Genomic DNA, 16,919 nt, shown 5'->3' with positions numbered 1-16,919 from the left:
CTAATCATGGGCAGCTTTAGCATTTGGCATTGGCTGATCGTTCTGGCTATTGTGCTGGTGGTATTCGGCACCAAAAAACTGCGCAATATAGGCAGCGATGTGGGTGGGGCGGTCAAGAACTTCAAAGAAGCGATGAAAGAGGGTGAGCAAGACAAAATTGATGGCGGCGCGAGCCGCGGCCAGACCATTGAAGGCGAAGTCAAAGAGAAAACCAAAGTTTGAGCGTAATTTGCTTAGGTTGAATTATGTTTGATATCGGATTTTCCGAGCTGGTAATGATCGGCGTAGTGGCTTTGATCGTGATTGGCCCTGAGCGTTTGCCTAAAGTTGCGCGTACAGCAGGACATTTGCTGGGGCGCCTGCAGCGCTATGTATCCACCGTTAAATCCGACATCAGCCGGGAAATGCAGCTGGACGAGCTGAAGAAAGCCGGCGAACAATTCAAACAAAGCCTGGAGAATACGGAAAACAGGATCTCCGAAGAAGTTATTGGTGCACAGAATGCCCTGAAAGGGATGGTGCACACCGAGTCAGAGGCTGACACGCCAGATACGACTGCGCCTAATCAGGTAAGAGCAGAAACTCACTTCATTGATTCTCCTCAGGCCGAACTGGAGCTGGAACCCGTCAATCTTCCCCAGAGCCACAACGTTACGCCTGAACCAAATAAAACCAAAGCATGAGCAACTCCGCATCGCAGGAAACCTTTATCTCCCATTTGATCGAATTGCGCGACCGTTTGTTACGTTCGGTCATTGCTGTGATTGTGATCTTCCTTGGCCTGTTCCACTGGGCCAATGATCTATACACCTTGCTTGCAGAACCCCTGTTGCACGCCCTACCCAAGGGAGGTCAGCTGATTGCCACCGAAGTCACTGCACCATTCCTGGTGCCGATTAAAGTGACCCTGATGGCAGCTTTCCTGATTGCCTTGCCGTATATACTTTATCAAATCTGGGCGTTTATTGCGCCGGGCTTGTATTCGCATGAAAAACGTCTGGGTGTGCCACTGGTCGTCGCCAGTGTGGTGCTTTTTTTCTGTGGTATGGCATTCGCTTATTTCATGGTTTTCCCGGTGGTGTTTGGTTTTATTACCGGCGTGGCACCGGTTGGTGTGGCGGTGATGACCGATATCACTAAATACCTAGATTTCGTGATGACCATGTTCATGGCTTTCGGGATTACTTTTGAGGTTCCTGTCATAGTCGTGTTGTTGGTCAAAATAGGTGTGGTGAGTGTTAGCAAATTACGTGAAATTCGTCCCTACGTGATTGTCGGAGCATTTGTCATCGGGGCGATTTTTACGCCACCAGATGTGATTTCACAGTCCATGCTTGCTGTGCCGTTGTGGTTGCTGTATGAACTGGGCATTATTGTTGCCAGTTTTGTTTCCAAGCCAAAACCGGTCAATTCAGAGACCTATCAGCCGCTTTCAGAAGAAGAGATGGATCGTGAACTGGATAATCTCGGTTCGGATTCTGACGCCAAGCGTATCGATAAGTAATTCCCGGGCTGGCTTTTCCCCTCTACTGGCTTCCCTCCTTTTCTATTTCCCTGCTCGCTTATGAATTATCAGCTTATTCAGCAGGGTTGTGATATTCGAAAACTTATAGCGCACCAATAAAGTGCTATTTAGTTTATAGCGCACATAATTGATGCAAATAAATCCATATTTTTTACATGTAAACAGTTATCTAATTGATATATTTAATATAAAAATATTGGTGCATAAATTGCTTATGAATTAATCTTTCATTGGGGAGAGATATGGAAAATTTAAAAAATTCCAGTGACGTACTGTTTATTTTGCTGGGCGCGATTATGGTACTGGCGATGCATGCCGGTTTTGCTTTTCTGGAACTGGGAACAGTGCGCAAGAAAAATCAGGTGAACGCGCTGGTAAAAATACTGACTGATTTCTGTGTTTCAACGATTGCCTATTTCTTTATTGGTTACAGCATTGCCTACGGCGTAAGTTTTTTTAGCGGTGCTGAAGTGCTGGCTGCTAAAAGTGGATATGAACTGGTCAAATTCTTTTTTCTGCTGACCTTCGCGGCTGCAATTCCGGCTATTGTTTCGGGGGGCATTGCAGAACGTGCTAAATTTACCCCGCAACTTGCGGCAACCTTTGCGTTGGTTGGTTTTGTTTATCCATTTTTCGAAGGTATCGCCTGGAATAACCATTATGGTTTTCAGGACTGGTTGAAAACCAGTTTTGGCGCAAATTTTCATGATTTTGCCGGCTCTGTTGTGGTCCATGCAGTGGGGGGCTGGATTGCCCTGGTAGCAGTGTTGCTGCTGGGTGCGCGGCATGGGCGCTATCGTAAAAACGGCGAGATCGCTGCACATCCACCCTCCAGCATTCCTTTTCTGGCTTTGGGCGCCTGGATTCTGGTGGTGGGCTGGTTCGGTTTTAACGTCATGTCCGCGCAAACTATAGACAAGATTACCGGATTGGTAGCGGTCAACTCGCTCATGGCCATGGTCGGCGGCACGCTGGCTGCGCTTGTTTTTGGTCGTAATGACCCAGGGTTTATCCATAATGGGCCCCTGGCGGGTCTGGTAGCCATTTGCGCAGGATCTGACGTGATGCATCCTGTGGGGGCGCTGGTGACAGGAGCGGTTGCGGGAGGATTGTTTGTGTGGATGTTCACTATTACCCAAAACAAATGGAAGATAGACGATGTGTTGGGTGTGTGGCCATTGCATGGCCTATGTGGCACCTGGGGAGGCCTGGCAGCGGGAATTTTCGGGGCAAAAGCGCTAGGGGGACTCGGTGGCGTTGCTTTCATGTCGCAATTGTTGGGAACCCTGCTGGGTATTGCAGTTGCCTTGATAGGCAGTTTCGTGGTCTATGGCCTATTGAAGATGTTTGTCGGCATTCGCCTCAGCCAGGAGGATGAATTTAACGGCGCAGACCTTGCCATCCACAAGATTTCCGCGACGGCGGAACGCGAAACAAGCTGGTGATGGAATAGCGTTTAAAAAGCCGGGAATTCCCGGCTTTTTTGTGTCATTTACATCGATTATTTTATACAGTGGCAGTGCGAAGTTTTTCAGGATTGAGGGGCGACGTTGCGTAATAGAGTCGATGCCAGAGTGGGGTCGTCAAGCTGTTTTTGGAACCAGCGCAGCGCACGGCCCTTGTCTCGGCTGCGCCAGGCCAGATAGAGCGGTACCAGCGGTTTTGGTTCGGCCACCTCGCATATCACCAGGCGACCTGCCGTGACCTCTATCTCAGCCATAGAGCGCGGCAGGAAACCGGCACCCAGCCCGGCAATTTGTGCAGCGAGCTTGGCGGTTACATCGGGTACGGTCAGTACGTCTTGTCCGTCCAACAGGCCGCTGCTGCGGGTGGAAAGCTGACGTGAGGTGTCAGCTATGGCTATGGCGCGATGCTTGAGTAGTTCATGTGCAGTGATGGGTTGATCCACAGTGGCCAGAGGGTGGCCCGGAGCCACCGCAAAGACGAATTCAGCATCGCCAATTTTATGTGTGACATACCCACCCCCCGGTGGTCCGTCGCCGGACACACCAATGACCAGATCCGCGCGGTTTGTCGCCAAAGCATCCCAACTACCGCCGAGTACTTCGTGGCTAAGACGCAGGCGGGTTCCGCTCATCTGCGTATAAAACGTTTCAATCAAAGGGAATAAGGCCGTGATATCGAGCATCATATCCAGCGCGATGCGCAGTTCCGTTTCCCACCCCGTGGCGACACGCTGTACCCGGCATTCCAGTGCGTCGGCAGCTTGCAAGAGAATACGGCCTTCATCCAGCAGGACCCGGCCTGCCGGGGTGAGCAGGGCGCGGCGTCCGGCACGATCAAACAAGGCCACGCCCAGATCGCTTTCCAGTTTTTGCATGGTATAGGTGAGAGCGGAAGGTACGCGAAACACCTCTTCCGCAGCTGCGGCAAAGCTGCCGCGTCGATCAATCGCATCCAGAATTTGCAGGGATTCCAGGGTGATTTTCATATTCAAATGAATTGAACTTGTTGCGCACGATTATCTACCATAACCGGAAAAACAGCGGCTTGCTGGCCCCCGTTTCCATGTCGTCCGGATATGTGCTGCGATAATCGGTCAGGCTACAGCTTGCTTGTGCACGCAGTACGGGCACGATACGCCCAGCACATAGTCTGCAGATTGCTGATCTTCAGGCGTCAATATGCTCCGGCAGGCAAAGCACATATTGGTTTGCGTAGGTTTGAGTTCGCCATCGAGTGCGACGCGCTTGTCGAACACGAAACACTCGCCATCGTAGTGTGCTGCGCCGCATTCCTCGAAATATTTGAGGATGCCGCCTTCCAGCTGGTATACCTGGCTGAAACCCTGTCCGGCCATGAATGGCGCAGCTTTTTCGCAGCGGATGCCGCCGGTGCAAAACGTGACGATGGGCATGTCGCGATAGTTCTTGAGCTGCTCGGTGGCTGCTGCAAAATCTCCAAAGCTGTGTAGTTTGAGATTTACCGCATTCTTGAACGTACCGACGCGGTATTCAAAATCGTTGCGGGTATCCACGATGATGAATTCGCGGCCTTCGTCGTACCATTTTTTCAGTTCGCTGGCGGGGAGCTGGGGCGCAGGGTGACTGGTACGTTCGAAATCAGGCTGATGAAAGGTGATGATTTCTTTTTTCAGCTTGACCAGCATGCGGTTAAATGGAATTTCGTCCGACATGCTGCGTTTGATTGCGATGTCGGCAAAGCGCGTATCCGCGGTGAGCCAGTCAATAAAGGCTTCCAATTCGGTGGCAGCGCCGGCGAGGAACATATTGATGCCCTCAGGCGTGAGCAGCACGGTACCCTTGAGCCCGCGGGTACGTTCACGGAAGGTTTCGCGCAAGCCGGGCAGGTCTTCCAGTGGCACAAAACGGTAAGCAGCGATGTTAAGAATGGCTGGCATGATTCGGAGATTCAAAGGCTTATAAACAGACGGTATTATACCCTGCCGCAACCGGGTAAAATCAGCAGATGCCCGATCCCGAGTTTATCCATCTCCGCCTGCATTCCGAATACTCCATCAGCGACGGCATCGTACGCATCGACGACGCGGTGCAGCGCGCCGTGGCGGATGCCATGCCTGCGCTGGCCTTAACCGACCTATCCAATTTATTCGGGATGGTGAAGTTTTATCAATCCGCGCGCAGCCAGGGCGTCAAGCCCATCCTGGGCTGCGACGTGTGGATGAGCAATGACTCCGATCGCGATCGGCCCAGTCGCCTTTTGCTGCTGGCGCAAAACCGCGACGGCTTTCGCCGTCTGTCTGAATTGCTGACCCGCGCCTACCGTGAAAACATGTATCGCGGTCGTGCGGAACTGCGCCAGACATGGTTTGGTGAAAGCGGTACCACCGGGCTGATTGCCCTGTCCGGCGCGCAATTGGGCGATGTGGGGCAGGCGCTGCTGGCGGGTAATAAGGACACGGCGCAAGCTGCGGCCAGCCGCTGGGCGGCGCTGTTCCCCGATCGCTATTACCTGGAAATCCAGCGTAGCGGCCATGTCGAGGCTGAAAACTGTCTGCAGGCCACGCTGCCGTTGGCGCTGGCGCTGGATTTGCCGGTGGTGGCTACCCATCCCATACAGTTTCCCGAACGCCAGGATTTCAAGGCGCACGAGGCGCGCGTGTGCATCGCGGAAGGTGCATTGCTGGCCGATCGTCGCCGTCCGCGCATGTTTACCGAGGAACAGTATTTCAAAACCCGGGCGGAAATGACGGCGCTGTTCGCCGATATTCCCGAAGCGCTGACCAACAGTGTAGAAATTGCCAAACGCTGCTCGCTGAGCATGGAACTGGGGAAAAGCATGCTGCCGCAATTCCCCACGCCAGCGGGCATGACACTCGATGAGCACTTGCGGGAACGTTCCCAGGAAGGGCTGGCTGGGCGCATGGCGTTGCTGTACCCAGACGTTGCCGAACGCGAAAAACGTTACCCGGAATATCAGGAACGTCTGGAATTCGAGCTCGGCACCATTATCCAGATGGGTTTTCCCGGCTATTTCCTGATCGTGGCAGACTTTATCAACTGGGCCAAACATAACGGCGTGCCGGTGGGGCCGGGACGTGGCTCCGGTGCGGGTTCATTGGTGGCTTATGTGCTTGGCATTACCGACATCGACCCGATCCCGTACGACCTGCTGTTCGAGCGATTCCTGAACCCGGAGCGGGTGTCCATGCCTGACTTCGACGTGGACTTCTGCCAGGACGGGCGCGAGCGCGTCATCAACTACGTCAAGGACAAGTACGGGCGCGAGGCCGTATCGCAGATCGTGACCTTTGGCACCCTCGGTTCCAAATCGGTGATCCGCGACGTCGGGCGCGTGCTGGACATGCCCTATCTCCTGTGCGACCAGCTCTCCAAGCTGGTGCCAATTGAGGGAGTCAAGCCGGTCTCGTTGCAAAAAGCCCTGGAAACCGAACCGCAACTCAAGGATCGTTACGATAACGAGGAAGACGTGCGCGAGTTGTTCGACCTGGCGCAGAAGCTGGAAGATCTGACCCGCAACGTTGGCATGCATGCAGGCGGGGTGCTGATCGCGCCGGGCAAGCTTACCGATTTTTGCCCGCTCTACATTGCCGAAGGCTCGGATTCTGCCGTGTCGCAGTTCGACAAGGACGATGTGGAAAAAGCAGGTCTGGTGAAATTCGACTTCCTGGGCCTGCGCACGTTGACCATTCTTGATTGGGCGATGCGTTATGTCGCAGCATTGTCGCCCGATGGCAAAGCACCATTCAGCCTGGAAACCCTGCCATTGAATGATAGGCGCAGCTACGCGCTGCTGAAGGCCTGCAATACCACAGCGGTATTCCAGCTCGAATCGCGTGGCATGAAAGATTTGATCCGGCGCTTGCAACCGGATTGTTTCGAGGACGTGGTGGCGTTGGTGGCACTGTTCCGTCCCGGTCCGCTGGAGTCGGGCATGGTGGACGACTTCATCAACCGCAAGCACGGCAAGGCACGTGTGGACTACATGCATCCCACGCTGGAAGACACCCTCAAGCCCACCTACGGCGTGATTGTTTATCAAGAGCAGGTGATGCAGATCGCCCAGGTCATGGGCGGCTATACGCTGGGCTCGGCCGACTTGCTGCGTCGTGCCATGGGTAAGAAAAAGGCTGAAGAGATGGCCGAGCACCGTGATATTTTCGTCAACGGTGCGGTAGCAAAAGGAATCGATGCCAAGCAGGCTACTTACATCTTCGACTTGATGGAGAAGTTCGCCGGCTATGGCTTCAATAAATCACACTCGGCCGCCTATGCGCTGGTGGCTTATCACACGGCCTATCTAAAGGCTCACTATCCGGCGGCATTCATGGCCGCCACCTTATCCGCGGATATGGATGCCACGGACAAGGTGAAAAATTTCTACGAAGATACCGTGGCCAATGGTCTGGAGGTATTGCCGCCGGATATCAACCTGTCCGGTTACCGCTTTGCCCCGGAAAATGACAAACAGATCCGTTACGGTCTGGGTGCAGTTAAAGGGACCGGCGAGGCAGCGATCAGCGCCATTGTTGCGGCACGCGAAAAAGACGGTCCATTTAAGGATCTGTTCGATCTTGTACGGCGTGTGGACAAGCGCAGTGTGAACCGGCGCACCCTGGAATCGCTGATTCGTGCCGGCGCCTTCGACAGTAGCGACGATCACCGCGCGGCACTCCTGGCTTCGGTCGGTATGGCCCTGGAAATAGCCGAGCAGGCTGCCGCAGATATCAATCAGGTTAGCCTGTTTGGTGACCTCGACAATCATCCGGACAGTCAACCATCTCTGGCGGATGTGCCGCGCTGGCATGAGAAAGAGAAATTGCTGCAGGAAAAAACCGCTTTGGGGTTTTATTTCAGCGGGCATCCGTTCGATGCATACGCGCCCGAACTGGCCGGGCTGGCTAAACTGCGCCTGAAGGATGTTGCACCCAGTCCTCAGCCGGTATTGCTGGTAGGCATTATCTCGGCGTTGCGCGCGCAGATGACGCGGCGCGGAAAAATGGCCTTTGTCCAATTGGATGATGGAACAGCAACGCTCGAAGTGCCGGTCTTCAATGAGGTATTCGAGCGGCATCGTGAGTGGCTCAAGGAAGACCGCTTGTTGTTGGTAGAAGGCAAGGTGTCGAAAGACGATTACTCGGGTGGCTTGCGCGTAATGGTGGACAAGCTCTACGACCTCGCCGCTGCGCGTACCCGTTATGCAAAATCGCTCAAGCTTGCCATGAACGGGCAATCCAGCGCCGGCAAGCTATTGGACATACTGCAGCCGTACCGCTCCCAGGAAGGCGGTTGCCCGGTACGAATTGCATATCACAATGGCCCGGCTGCCTGCGAACTGGCACTGGGCGACAACTGGCGCGTGGAACTGCATGATGGTTTGCTCGAAGGACTGAATGGCTGGTTAAGCCGCGATAATGTTCGAGTCGAGTTCTGAGCCGGACTCTATGCAAATCAAAACGGGTGATTTTCCACCCGTTTTTTATTTCCACAATAAATCAAATAGATAATGATTTCTGATCGATCTGTGCAAGAAATTTTCGAAAATTAATTGACATGAAAGTAATAATATTAGAAAATTCTTATAACGCTGATCTTCAGCTCTTTCCCAAGAGCTCAGTGTTGTCTCCTCCTCCTCCTTAATAAGAGGATTTCGCCCGGCAGCGTTACGCGCCGGGCATTTTTTTGTCCTGAATTTCAAGAAAGATCTGGTCGGCTACCCCACTTTGGCATACGGGAAATCATTTATCCCTCACCATTTCGCCGGGATGCGCATGCTCTGTCGCCAGATTGTAAACACGCAACAAATCTTCTTCGCTCACGTCTATGTAGGACTGAATCTCCGACAAGGCGTAGACCAAATCACTGTGCCGAATAAGATATTTCTCCGGCAGATGCAGATGGGATTCTACTTCCGCTATGTGAGCTTCCTGTTTAGCGCGGAATAGATGGTTAAAGACCATCGCTGCCGCTACCAGAATGCCGGCATTCACCAGGATGGGAAAAAGTGCGTAGCCGAACCCCATCGCGTGAATCTCCGGTCCGCCCATCACTGCGATAAAAGCAGTGGCACCGCCCGGCGGATGGATGCAATGCAAGTAGTACATACAAACAATGGACAGTCCGAGTGCCAGCGGTGTGGCAATGAATAGATTGGGTACGAGCCACGCACATGCAATCCCGATCAGTGCAGAGCTAACATGCCCCCCCAGAACTGCCCACGGCGTGGAAAATGCGCTATGCGGGGCGGCAAAAAGCAATACGGCACTGGCGCCCATCGATGCTACGATCAGAATTGCATGTTGGCCCGGAACCCACTGGCTGATCCATAGCGTCAGGGCAATACCCACTGCGCCACCCAAGCCGGAAATCCATTTTTCACGGTGACCGGGCAAGGGCAACTGGTGCGAGGGAGTAATGCCAAGGTTTTTTATAATGTGCTTCATTGATGACGATGCTTTAATACGATAGTGTTGGATAGTTTTACGCGAATAGCGGCTGGATCGGTTGGTAAAGCCGTTTAACCCCGTGGCGCGCGAATCAGGTTTGCTGCGGCGCATCAGCCTGTTGTTCTGGTGCTGCTTGTATAAAAGCGGGCTGAGCCATGCAATGGCGATAGATCCGATCGATACGTGGATAAGCCGCGATATCGCAGCCTGCGCGCGCTGCACTCCATACCTGGGGTACCAGGCAACAATCGGCCAAGGTGGGTTGGTTACCAAAGCAGTAAGGTGCGTCGTCCTGGCGTGCGAGTAAACACTCCACTATGTCAAAACCCTGTTCTACCCAGTGCCGGTACCAGATATTTTTCTGCTCTTCGGTCACGCCCAGGATGTTTTTCAAATACAGTTGCACCCGCAGGTTGTTGACGGGATGGATATCACAGGCAATTACATTAACCAGTTCCAGTACTCGCGCACGTAGTATCGGATCTGCGGGAGTCAGGCGGGGCTCCGGATAGCGGCTATCAAGATAATCCAGAATGGCCAGTGATTGGCCGAGGCTGACATCCCCATCAACCAGCACCGGGACGCCGCCTGAAGGATTGCGGTCAAGGAATGCCTGCTGATGTTGCTCGCCGGCGCGCAGATTTACGGCTCGGTATTCATAGCTAACCCCTTTGAGCGCAAGAGCGATACGGACCCGGAAGGCGGTTGAACTGCTGAAAAAACTGAAGAGTTGCATGGTATGGCTCCTGTAATGATCCAAGATTGTGATCCACCTGGCGCTGAGCGAATTGTCCTTTCAGGCAAGATCAAACGCCGGTCTTTGATATCCCGTCGATATGTGCTCAGGGGGGAATGGTCAAGCTCCGAGGGCGCCGTCCTTGATGTCGACCTTGAAGGCGCCTGAAAGTCAGGCAGTTTAAGATGCTTTTATTTATAAGAAAAACGAAATATTATGATACTTTGTATCGGAATTATCGATAGATGGATATAGAACAGGCGCGTACTTTTCTCCATGTGGTAGCCATAGGGAATTTCCTGGGTGCAGCCGAAAAACTACACGTTACCCAATCTACTGTGAGTGCCCGTATCCAGAATCTGGAAAAGAAACTGGGCGCTAAATTATTCAGCCGGGGCAAGCAGGGTGCGGCATTGACTGCAGCCGGGCACCGCTTCGTGCGCCACGCTCAGACGCTGGTGCGCACCGCGGATATCGCCAGGCAAGATGTGGGTTTGCCGGATGGTTATTCGGGCGGCTTGACCGTCAGCGGACGGATCGCTTTATGGGAAGGTTTTTTATCACGCTGGGTGGCATGGATGCGAGAAACTGCTCCAGCGGTTTCCTTGCGCCTGGAGATCGGTTTCGAGCAGGATATCATGCAGGGCCTGGTGCAGAACACACTGGATATCGGCTTGATGTACACGCCCGAAGCGCGTCCGGGACTGGGCCTGGAGCGCTTGTTTGATGAAACACTGATATTGGTAACGACCGACAGGATGCGCCCCTGGCCCGATCCCGGTTATGTCCATGTGGACTGGGGCACGGAATTCTTTCACCAGTTCTCCCTGCATTTTCCTGACCATCCGCCTCCGGCGCTGAGCGCAAACGTTGGTTGGCTAGGCATCCAGCAACTGTTGACATCGGGCGGCTCGGGGTACTTTCCGCTGCGTATGATCCGCGCGCTTCTTGCCAAAAAGCGCTTGCACCGTGTGCCTGACACCCCCCATTTCTCGGTGACTGCGCACATGGTGTATCCCCTGTCACGCAATGATGATTTTCTGCAGCAGGCGCTGACAGGTTTGCGGCTTCTGGGACGAGAGGAGCGGCGTGGACAGACTATGGATACAGATACCAGCCTAAGCTTCTGAAGATGGCGCGCGAATGCCGGCAAGATGATTTTTGCCGCGCAGGGAACAGGAAAAAAGGCATGACCGTCTTATTTCACTCGCATCCCGGGTACTGCGCCGTCATCCGGCGACAGGATATATAAGCCCGGCGTTTCGCCTGAAGCGGCCAATACCATGCCTTCGGAAACGCCGAATTTCATCTTGCGCGGCGCCAGATTGGCGACCATCACGGTCATGCGGCCGATCAATTTTTCCGGGTCGTAGGCGGATTTGATGCCGGCAAAAACATTGCGGGTTTTGCCTTCGCCGATGTCCAGGGTCAGGCGAATCAGCTTGTCCGCGCCTTCCACGTGCTCGGCGTTGACGATTTTTGCCACGCGCAGGTCGATCCTGGCGAAATCATCTACCGTGATGGTGTCGGCAATCGGCGCGATGGTGTGGGCTTGTGCCTCGGCGTGCCGTGCCGGAGAATGGGTCTCGGCTGTGGGTTCCAGGCTTTGCTGGTTGGCAGCCACCAGAGCGTCGACCTGCTTCTGCTCGACACGCGTCATCAAGTGGTTGTAGGCGTTGATGCTGTGGTTGGTCAGCAGCGTGCCGGCATCCGTCCAGGTCAGCGCGGCGATATTGAGGAAGGATTCCACTTCGGTGGCGAGCTTGGGCAGCACCGGTTTGAGATAAAGCGTGAGCAGACGGAACAGGTTGACGCTGACCGAGCAGACTTCGTGCAACAGCGCCTCGCTACCATTCTGTTTGGTCAGTTCCCAGGGTTTGTTGTCGTTGACGTACTGATTGGCCAGGTCGGTGAGACGCATGATTTCGCGCAATGCTTTGCCGTATTCGCGCGTCTCGTAGCATTCGCCGATGAGCGTGGCGGCGTGCTGAACTTCGCCGAGCAATTCCGAGGCGGGCAGGCTGGCCGCCAGTTTGCCGTCAAAACGCTTGGCGATGAAACCCGCGGTGCGGCTGGCGATATTGACGTATTTACCCACCAGGTCGCTGTTCACCCGGGCGATGAAGTCGGCCAGATTCAGATCCAGGTCTTCCATGCTGCCGTTGATCTTGGCGGCGTAGTAGTAGCGTAGCCATTCCGGGTTCATGCCGCTGGCCAGGTAGCTTTCGGCGGTGATGAAGGTCCCGCGCGACTTGGACATCTTGGCGCCGTTGACGGTGAGAAACCCGTGCGCAAACACGCCGTTCGGAGTGCGGTAGCCGGCGTTTTTCAGCATGGCCGGCCAGAACAGGGCGTGGAAATAAAGGATGTCCTTGCCGATGAAGTGGTATAGCTCGGTGCCGGAATCACTGTGCCACCAGGCGTCAAAGTCCAGGTTTTTTTCCGCCGCGAGTTTTTTGAAGCTGGCCATATAGCCGATAGGTGCGTCCAGCCAGACGTAAAAATATTTGCCCGGCGCGTCGGGAATTTCAAAGCCGAAGTAGGGCGCGTCGCGTGAAATGTCCCAGTTTTGCAGTCCCGCGGAAAACCATTCGTCCAGCTTGTTGGCAGCCTCTTGCTGAAGTGCGCCGGAGCGTGTCCATTCGCGCAGGAACGCTTCGCAGGCACCGAGCTTGAAGAAGTAATGCTCGGATTCGCGCCGTACCGGCGTGCTGCCGGACACAGCCGACACCGGGTTGACCAGGTCGGTGGGCGTATAGGTCGCGCCGCATACCTCGCAGCCGTCGCCATACTGATCCTGCGCGCCGCATTTTGGGCACTGGCCCTTGATGAAGCGGTCCGGCAGGAACATTTCCCGAACTGGATCGTAGTATTGCTCGATGGTCTTTTGCTCGATCAGTCCGGCTTCGCGCAGCTTTAGATAGACCGTGCTGGACAGTTCGCAGTTTTCCTCGGAATTGGTCGAGTGATAACTGTCGAAACCGACGTGAAAGCCGGTGAAATCGCGCAGGTGCTCGCCATGCACGCGCGCGATCAATTGTTCCGGCGTGATGCCTTCCTTCTCGGCGCGCAGCATGATGGGCGTGCCGTGGGTGTCGTCGGCGCACACGTAATAGCATTCATGCCCGTGCATTTTCTGGAAGCGCACCCAGATATCGGTCTGGATGTATTCCACCAGGTGACCGAGGTGGATGGCGCCATTGGCGTAGGGCAAGGCGGAGGTGACGAGAATTTTGCGGGTCATGGGAGTCGATTATTCATTGGACGGGAGAGGGTTTTCGTATCGCAGCGATACGCGAAATTTATTTCAGCCCTATGGTCAGGTAGGCGGACAGTACCATGCCGAGCACGGCGAGTAACAAGGTGGAAAGTGCTGCCATGTTGATCCAGTAACCGTCCGGGATTTCCACCGGCTTGAGGGTGCGCAGCACACGCCGGTACTGGATCACTGCGAGTACGGCCATCAGGCTGCCGAGCAGGATGAAACCCAGTCCCACCCAGAACGAGATGCCGCGCTCTAGATGCTGGGGCATCTGCGGCGCGAGCATGTGCAGGAATAGGCCGAAGCGCTCGACCACAAAGCCGAATGCCATCAGCGTGAGGCAGGTGCGGTTCCAGGCCAGCAGCGTGCGTTCGGCGGCGAAAAATACGCGTGGATCGTTCAGGTCGGACATGGTGTAGCCGCTCAGTCAGCCAGCAACTGCGCCAGCACGAAGGGCAGAATACCGCCGCTCTGGTAATAATCCACCTCGATCGGCGTGTCGATACGCAGCTTCACCGCTGCCGTATCGGTCGAACCATCCGCGCGGTGAATAACCAATGTTACGTCCTGCTGCGGAGTGATGCCGTGCTCCAGGCCGAGCAGGTCGAAAGTTTCGCTGCCGTCCAGCTTCAGAGTGTCCGCGCCTACACTGTCCTTGAACTGGCAGGGCAGCACACCCATGCCCACCAGGTTGGCACGGTGGATGCGCTCGAAGCTCTTCGCTATCACCGCCTTCACGCCCAGCAGGCGCGTACCCTTGGCTGCCCAGTCGCGGCTGGATCCGGTACCGTATTCCTCGCCGGCGAAAATCATCAGCGGAGTGCCTTCCTGCTGGTACTGCATGGCCGCATCATAGATCGCCATTTCCGCGCCATCGGGCTGGTGTTTCGTCACACCGCCCTCGCTGCCGGGCAACATCAGGTTCTTGATACGCACGTTGGCGAAGGTGCCGCGCATCATCACCTCGTGGTTGCCGCGGCGAGCGCCATAGCTGTTGAAATCGGCACGGTCCACGCCGTGTTCCTGCAGAAATTTTCCTGCCGGGGAACTGGGCTTGATGGACCCGGCCGGACTGATGTGGTCAGTGGTGACGGAATCGCCGAACACCGCCAGCGCACGTGCACCATGAATCACGCCGCTGTCGCCCGCTGCACCGTCGAAAAACGGCGGCTGCTGAATGTAGGTAGATGCAGCATCCCAGTCGTATACCGCGCCAGTTGGCGCCGGCACGGCGGCCCACAGTGGGTTGTCGGCACTGAAATCGGCGTAAAGTTTGCGGTAGGTGTCCGGGTTGGTAGCGGTGCCCATTACTGCGGCCACCTCGTCCAGGGACGGCCAGATATCCCTGAGGTATACCGGGGCGCCATCGCGGCCCGTACCCAGCGGCTCGGTTGCCAGATCCTTGTTCATGGTTCCGGTGATGGCGTAGGCCACTACCAATGGCGGGCTCATCAGGAAATTGGCTTTCACGTTCTGATGCACGCGCGCCTCGAAGTTGCGGTTACCGGAGAGCACCGAAGCGGCGATCAGGTCGTTGCCGGTAATCGCGGACTCAATCGCGGCAGGCAACGGGCCGGAGTTACCGATGCAGGTGGTGCAGCCGTAGCCCACCAGCTTGAAGCCCATTTCTCCCAGCGCGTCCAGCAGCCCAGCGGCTTTCAGATATTCGGTCACCACGCGCGATCCGGGCCCGAGCGAGGTCTTGACATGGGGGGATGCGGTCAAGCCCTTTTCCAGCGCTTTCTTTGCCAGCAGGCCGGCGGCCAGCATCACGCTGGGGTTAGAGGTGTTGGTGCAGGAGGTAATCGCGGCGATCACCACGTCGCCGTGTCCGAGCGTTCCGCCTTGTGCAGCCGTGTAAACCGCATTGCTGGCAAGATGGTCTGGGGTGGGGCGGTTGTCCACCATTTCGCGTTCGATCACTATTGCCGGATCAGTGCCACCAGCCGGCAGGGTGTCACTGTTTTGCGCGCCACCGCCTGCGATATCCGTTCCGGCTGGGGCCGGCGTGAGTGCCACACGCTGCGCCAGCGTTGCGGTTGCCTTGCCGTAGCCACCCTCCGCCACCGGTTTGGCAAACATCCCGGCGAAAGCCTGTTTGACGTGATCCAGCTCGATGCGGTCCTGCGGGCGGCGCGGGCCAGCCACGCTGGGTACCACGCTGCCCAGGTCGATTTCCAGCATTTGCGAGTAGTCGCAGTCGCCGGCCTGGGGGATACCGAACAGGCCCTGTGCCTGGAAATAATTGCGGATGGTAGCGACCTGTTCAGCACTGCGGCCAGTGGCCGCGTAATACGCGCAGGTGGCTTCATCCACCGGGAAGAAACCCATGGTCGCGCCGTATTCTGGGGCCATGTTGGCAATGGTGGCGCGGTCAGGAAGCGACAGTGCTGCAGCACCTGCACCGAAAAATTCGACGAACTTGCCTACCACCTTCGCCTTGCGCAGCATTTCGGTCACGGTCAGCACCACGTCAGTGGCGGTCACCCCCTCGCGAATTTTGCCATTCAGGTGCACGCCGACCACGTCCGGGGTGAGGAAATACACCGGCTGGCCGAGCATGCCGGCTTCCGCTTCGATGCCCCCCACGCCCCAGGCGACGATGCCCAGACCGTTGATCATGGTGGTATGCGAATCGGTGCCCACCAGGGTGTCCGGATAATGTACGTCGTCTTTCTCCATCACTCCGCGTGCCAGGTATTCCAGGTTGACCTGATGCACGATGCCGATGCCGGGCGGCACCACCTTGAAGGTATCGAATGCCTGCATGCCCCATTTCAGGAACTGGTAGCGCTCGCGGTTGCGGATGAATTCCAACTCCATATTCTTTTGTAGCGCGTCGGGCTGGTTGAACACGTCCACCTGCACCGAGTGATCTACCACCATATCGACCGGCACCAGCGGCTCGATTACCTTGGGATTCTTGCCCGCTCGCGCTGTTGCCGAACGCATCGCCGCCAGATCGGCGAGCAGTGGTACCCCGGTGAAATCCTGCAGCAGAATGCGCGCCACCACGAAAGGGATTTCCTCGGTGCGCTTGCCGTTGGGCTGCCAGCTGGCCAGTTCGCGAATGTGCTGCTCGGTGATTTTCAGGCCGTCGCAATTGCGCAGCACGGCCTCCAGCACGATGCGGATGGATACCGGCAAACGCGATATTTTCCCTACCCCGGCGGCTTCCAGCGCAGGTAGCGAATAAAACCGGCCAATGCCGCCATTGCCGAGCGGAAATTCGGAGAGGGTGTCGAACAACTGGTGGGGAACGTGCATGGTAAAAAAGCCCGGGATTGAAATAGCATGATTTTACCGTACTTTGCGAAACGAAAATTGCGCACAGTCTGAAGCCGCATGAAGTAGGCCTTTGCAGCGATTGATTCGTGTCATCCAGAAGAATGTACTAGACAGTGTCGTCACGTGATATGTTAAAATAGTTTTTTACATAAACTGCGGTGGACGCGAATGGCTGATGCCTATCAACGACATGACATCT

13 protein-coding genes are annotated in these 16,919 nt (G+C 55.6%); 6 read left to right on the top strand and 7 right to left on the bottom strand.

Features of this window, described 5'->3' with window-relative positions; all coding sequences use genetic code 11:
• Positions 1 to 6: 6 nt before the first annotated feature.
• The 4 genes from tatA (at position 7) to EI185_RS16640 (ending at position 2,970) form a co-directional block, all read left to right on the top strand.
• Positions 7 to 222, top strand: coding sequence for a Sec-independent protein translocase subunit TatA (gene tatA / locus EI185_RS16655; protein ID WP_124706281.1), 216 nt, complete (start codon positions 7 to 9; stop codon positions 220 to 222).
• A gap of 23 nt (positions 223 to 245) precedes the next feature.
• Complete coding sequence (tatB, locus tag EI185_RS16650) at positions 246 to 683, top strand: Sec-independent protein translocase protein TatB (protein ID WP_124706280.1); 438 nt, start codon at positions 246 to 248, stop codon at positions 681 to 683.
• On the top strand, positions 680 to 1,504 hold the full coding sequence (gene tatC, locus EI185_RS16645; protein ID WP_124706279.1) for a twin-arginine translocase subunit TatC: 825 nt from the start codon (positions 680 to 682) through the stop codon (positions 1,502 to 1,504). The genes tatB and tatC overlap by 4 nt, the downstream gene beginning before the upstream one ends.
• 263 nt (positions 1,505 to 1,767) lie before the next feature.
• Positions 1,768 to 2,970 (top strand): ammonium transporter, encoded by a 1,203-nt coding sequence (locus EI185_RS16640; RefSeq protein ID WP_124706278.1) that lies wholly within the window; start codon positions 1,768 to 1,770, stop codon positions 2,968 to 2,970.
• Positions 2,971 to 3,056: 86 nt separating this feature from the next.
• Here the strand turns inward: EI185_RS16640 and EI185_RS16635 are convergent, their stop codons facing one another.
• The gene (locus EI185_RS16635; protein ID WP_189836448.1) at positions 3,057 to 3,977 is read right to left on the bottom strand and encodes a LysR family transcriptional regulator; all 921 of its coding nucleotides are present in this window, start codon (positions 3,975 to 3,977) and stop codon (positions 3,057 to 3,059) included.
• 108 nt (positions 3,978 to 4,085) lie between these two features.
• On the bottom strand, positions 4,086 to 4,907 hold the full coding sequence (locus tag EI185_RS16630; protein ID WP_124706276.1) for a sulfurtransferase: 822 nt from the start codon (positions 4,905 to 4,907) through the stop codon (positions 4,086 to 4,088).
• 68 nt (positions 4,908 to 4,975) lie between these two features.
• Between EI185_RS16630 and dnaE the strand changes: the two genes are divergently transcribed.
• A complete protein-coding gene (gene dnaE, locus EI185_RS16625) occupies positions 4,976 to 8,422 on the top strand; it encodes a DNA polymerase III subunit alpha (RefSeq protein WP_124706275.1) in 3,447 nt (1,148 codons plus the stop codon).
• Positions 8,423 to 8,726: 304 nt separating this feature from the next.
• Here the strand turns inward: dnaE and EI185_RS16620 are convergent, their stop codons facing one another.
• Positions 8,727 to 9,431, bottom strand: coding sequence for an HPP family protein (locus tag EI185_RS16620; RefSeq protein WP_223247900.1), 705 nt, complete (start codon positions 9,429 to 9,431; stop codon positions 8,727 to 8,729).
• A 94-nt stretch (positions 9,432 to 9,525) separates the two neighbouring features.
• Positions 9,526 to 10,170 (bottom strand): maleylacetoacetate isomerase, encoded by a 645-nt coding sequence (maiA, locus tag EI185_RS16615; protein ID WP_124706273.1) that lies wholly within the window; start codon positions 10,168 to 10,170, stop codon positions 9,526 to 9,528.
• A 245-nt stretch (positions 10,171 to 10,415) separates the two neighbouring features.
• Here maiA and EI185_RS16610 point away from each other — a divergent pair, with 245 nt between their 5' ends.
• Entirely contained in the window at positions 10,416 to 11,300 is an 885-nt protein-coding gene (locus EI185_RS16610) for a LysR family transcriptional regulator (protein ID WP_124706272.1), read from the top strand.
• Positions 11,301 to 11,368: 68 nt separating this feature from the next.
• Here EI185_RS16610 and metG read toward each other — a convergent pair whose 3' ends face one another.
• The 3 genes from metG to EI185_RS16595 are packed head-to-tail and all read right to left on the bottom strand — an operon-like array spanning position 11,369 to position 16,699.
• Positions 11,369 to 13,414 carry a methionine--tRNA ligase gene (gene metG / locus EI185_RS16605; RefSeq protein WP_124706271.1) on the bottom strand — a complete coding sequence of 682 codons (2,046 nt, stop codon included), beginning with the start codon at positions 13,412 to 13,414 and terminating at the stop codon, positions 11,369 to 11,371.
• A gap of 58 nt (positions 13,415 to 13,472) precedes the next feature.
• On the bottom strand, positions 13,473 to 13,844 hold the full coding sequence (locus EI185_RS16600; RefSeq protein WP_124706270.1) for a YidH family protein: 372 nt from the start codon (positions 13,842 to 13,844) through the stop codon (positions 13,473 to 13,475).
• An 11-nt stretch (positions 13,845 to 13,855) separates the two neighbouring features.
• Positions 13,856 to 16,699 carry an aconitate hydratase gene (locus EI185_RS16595; protein WP_124706269.1) on the bottom strand — a complete coding sequence of 948 codons (2,844 nt, stop codon included), beginning with the start codon at positions 16,697 to 16,699 and terminating at the stop codon, positions 13,856 to 13,858.
• Between the last annotated feature and the right edge of the window lie 220 nt (positions 16,700 to 16,919).

Origin of the sequence: Sulfuriferula multivorans (genome assembly GCF_003851125.1) — a bacterium.
Classification (GTDB): Bacteria; Pseudomonadota; Gammaproteobacteria; order Burkholderiales; family Sulfuriferulaceae; genus Sulfuriferula; species Sulfuriferula multivorans.
The sequence above is the reverse complement of the archived record's forward strand: the minus strand, read 5'-3'. Positions and strand labels throughout refer to the sequence as shown.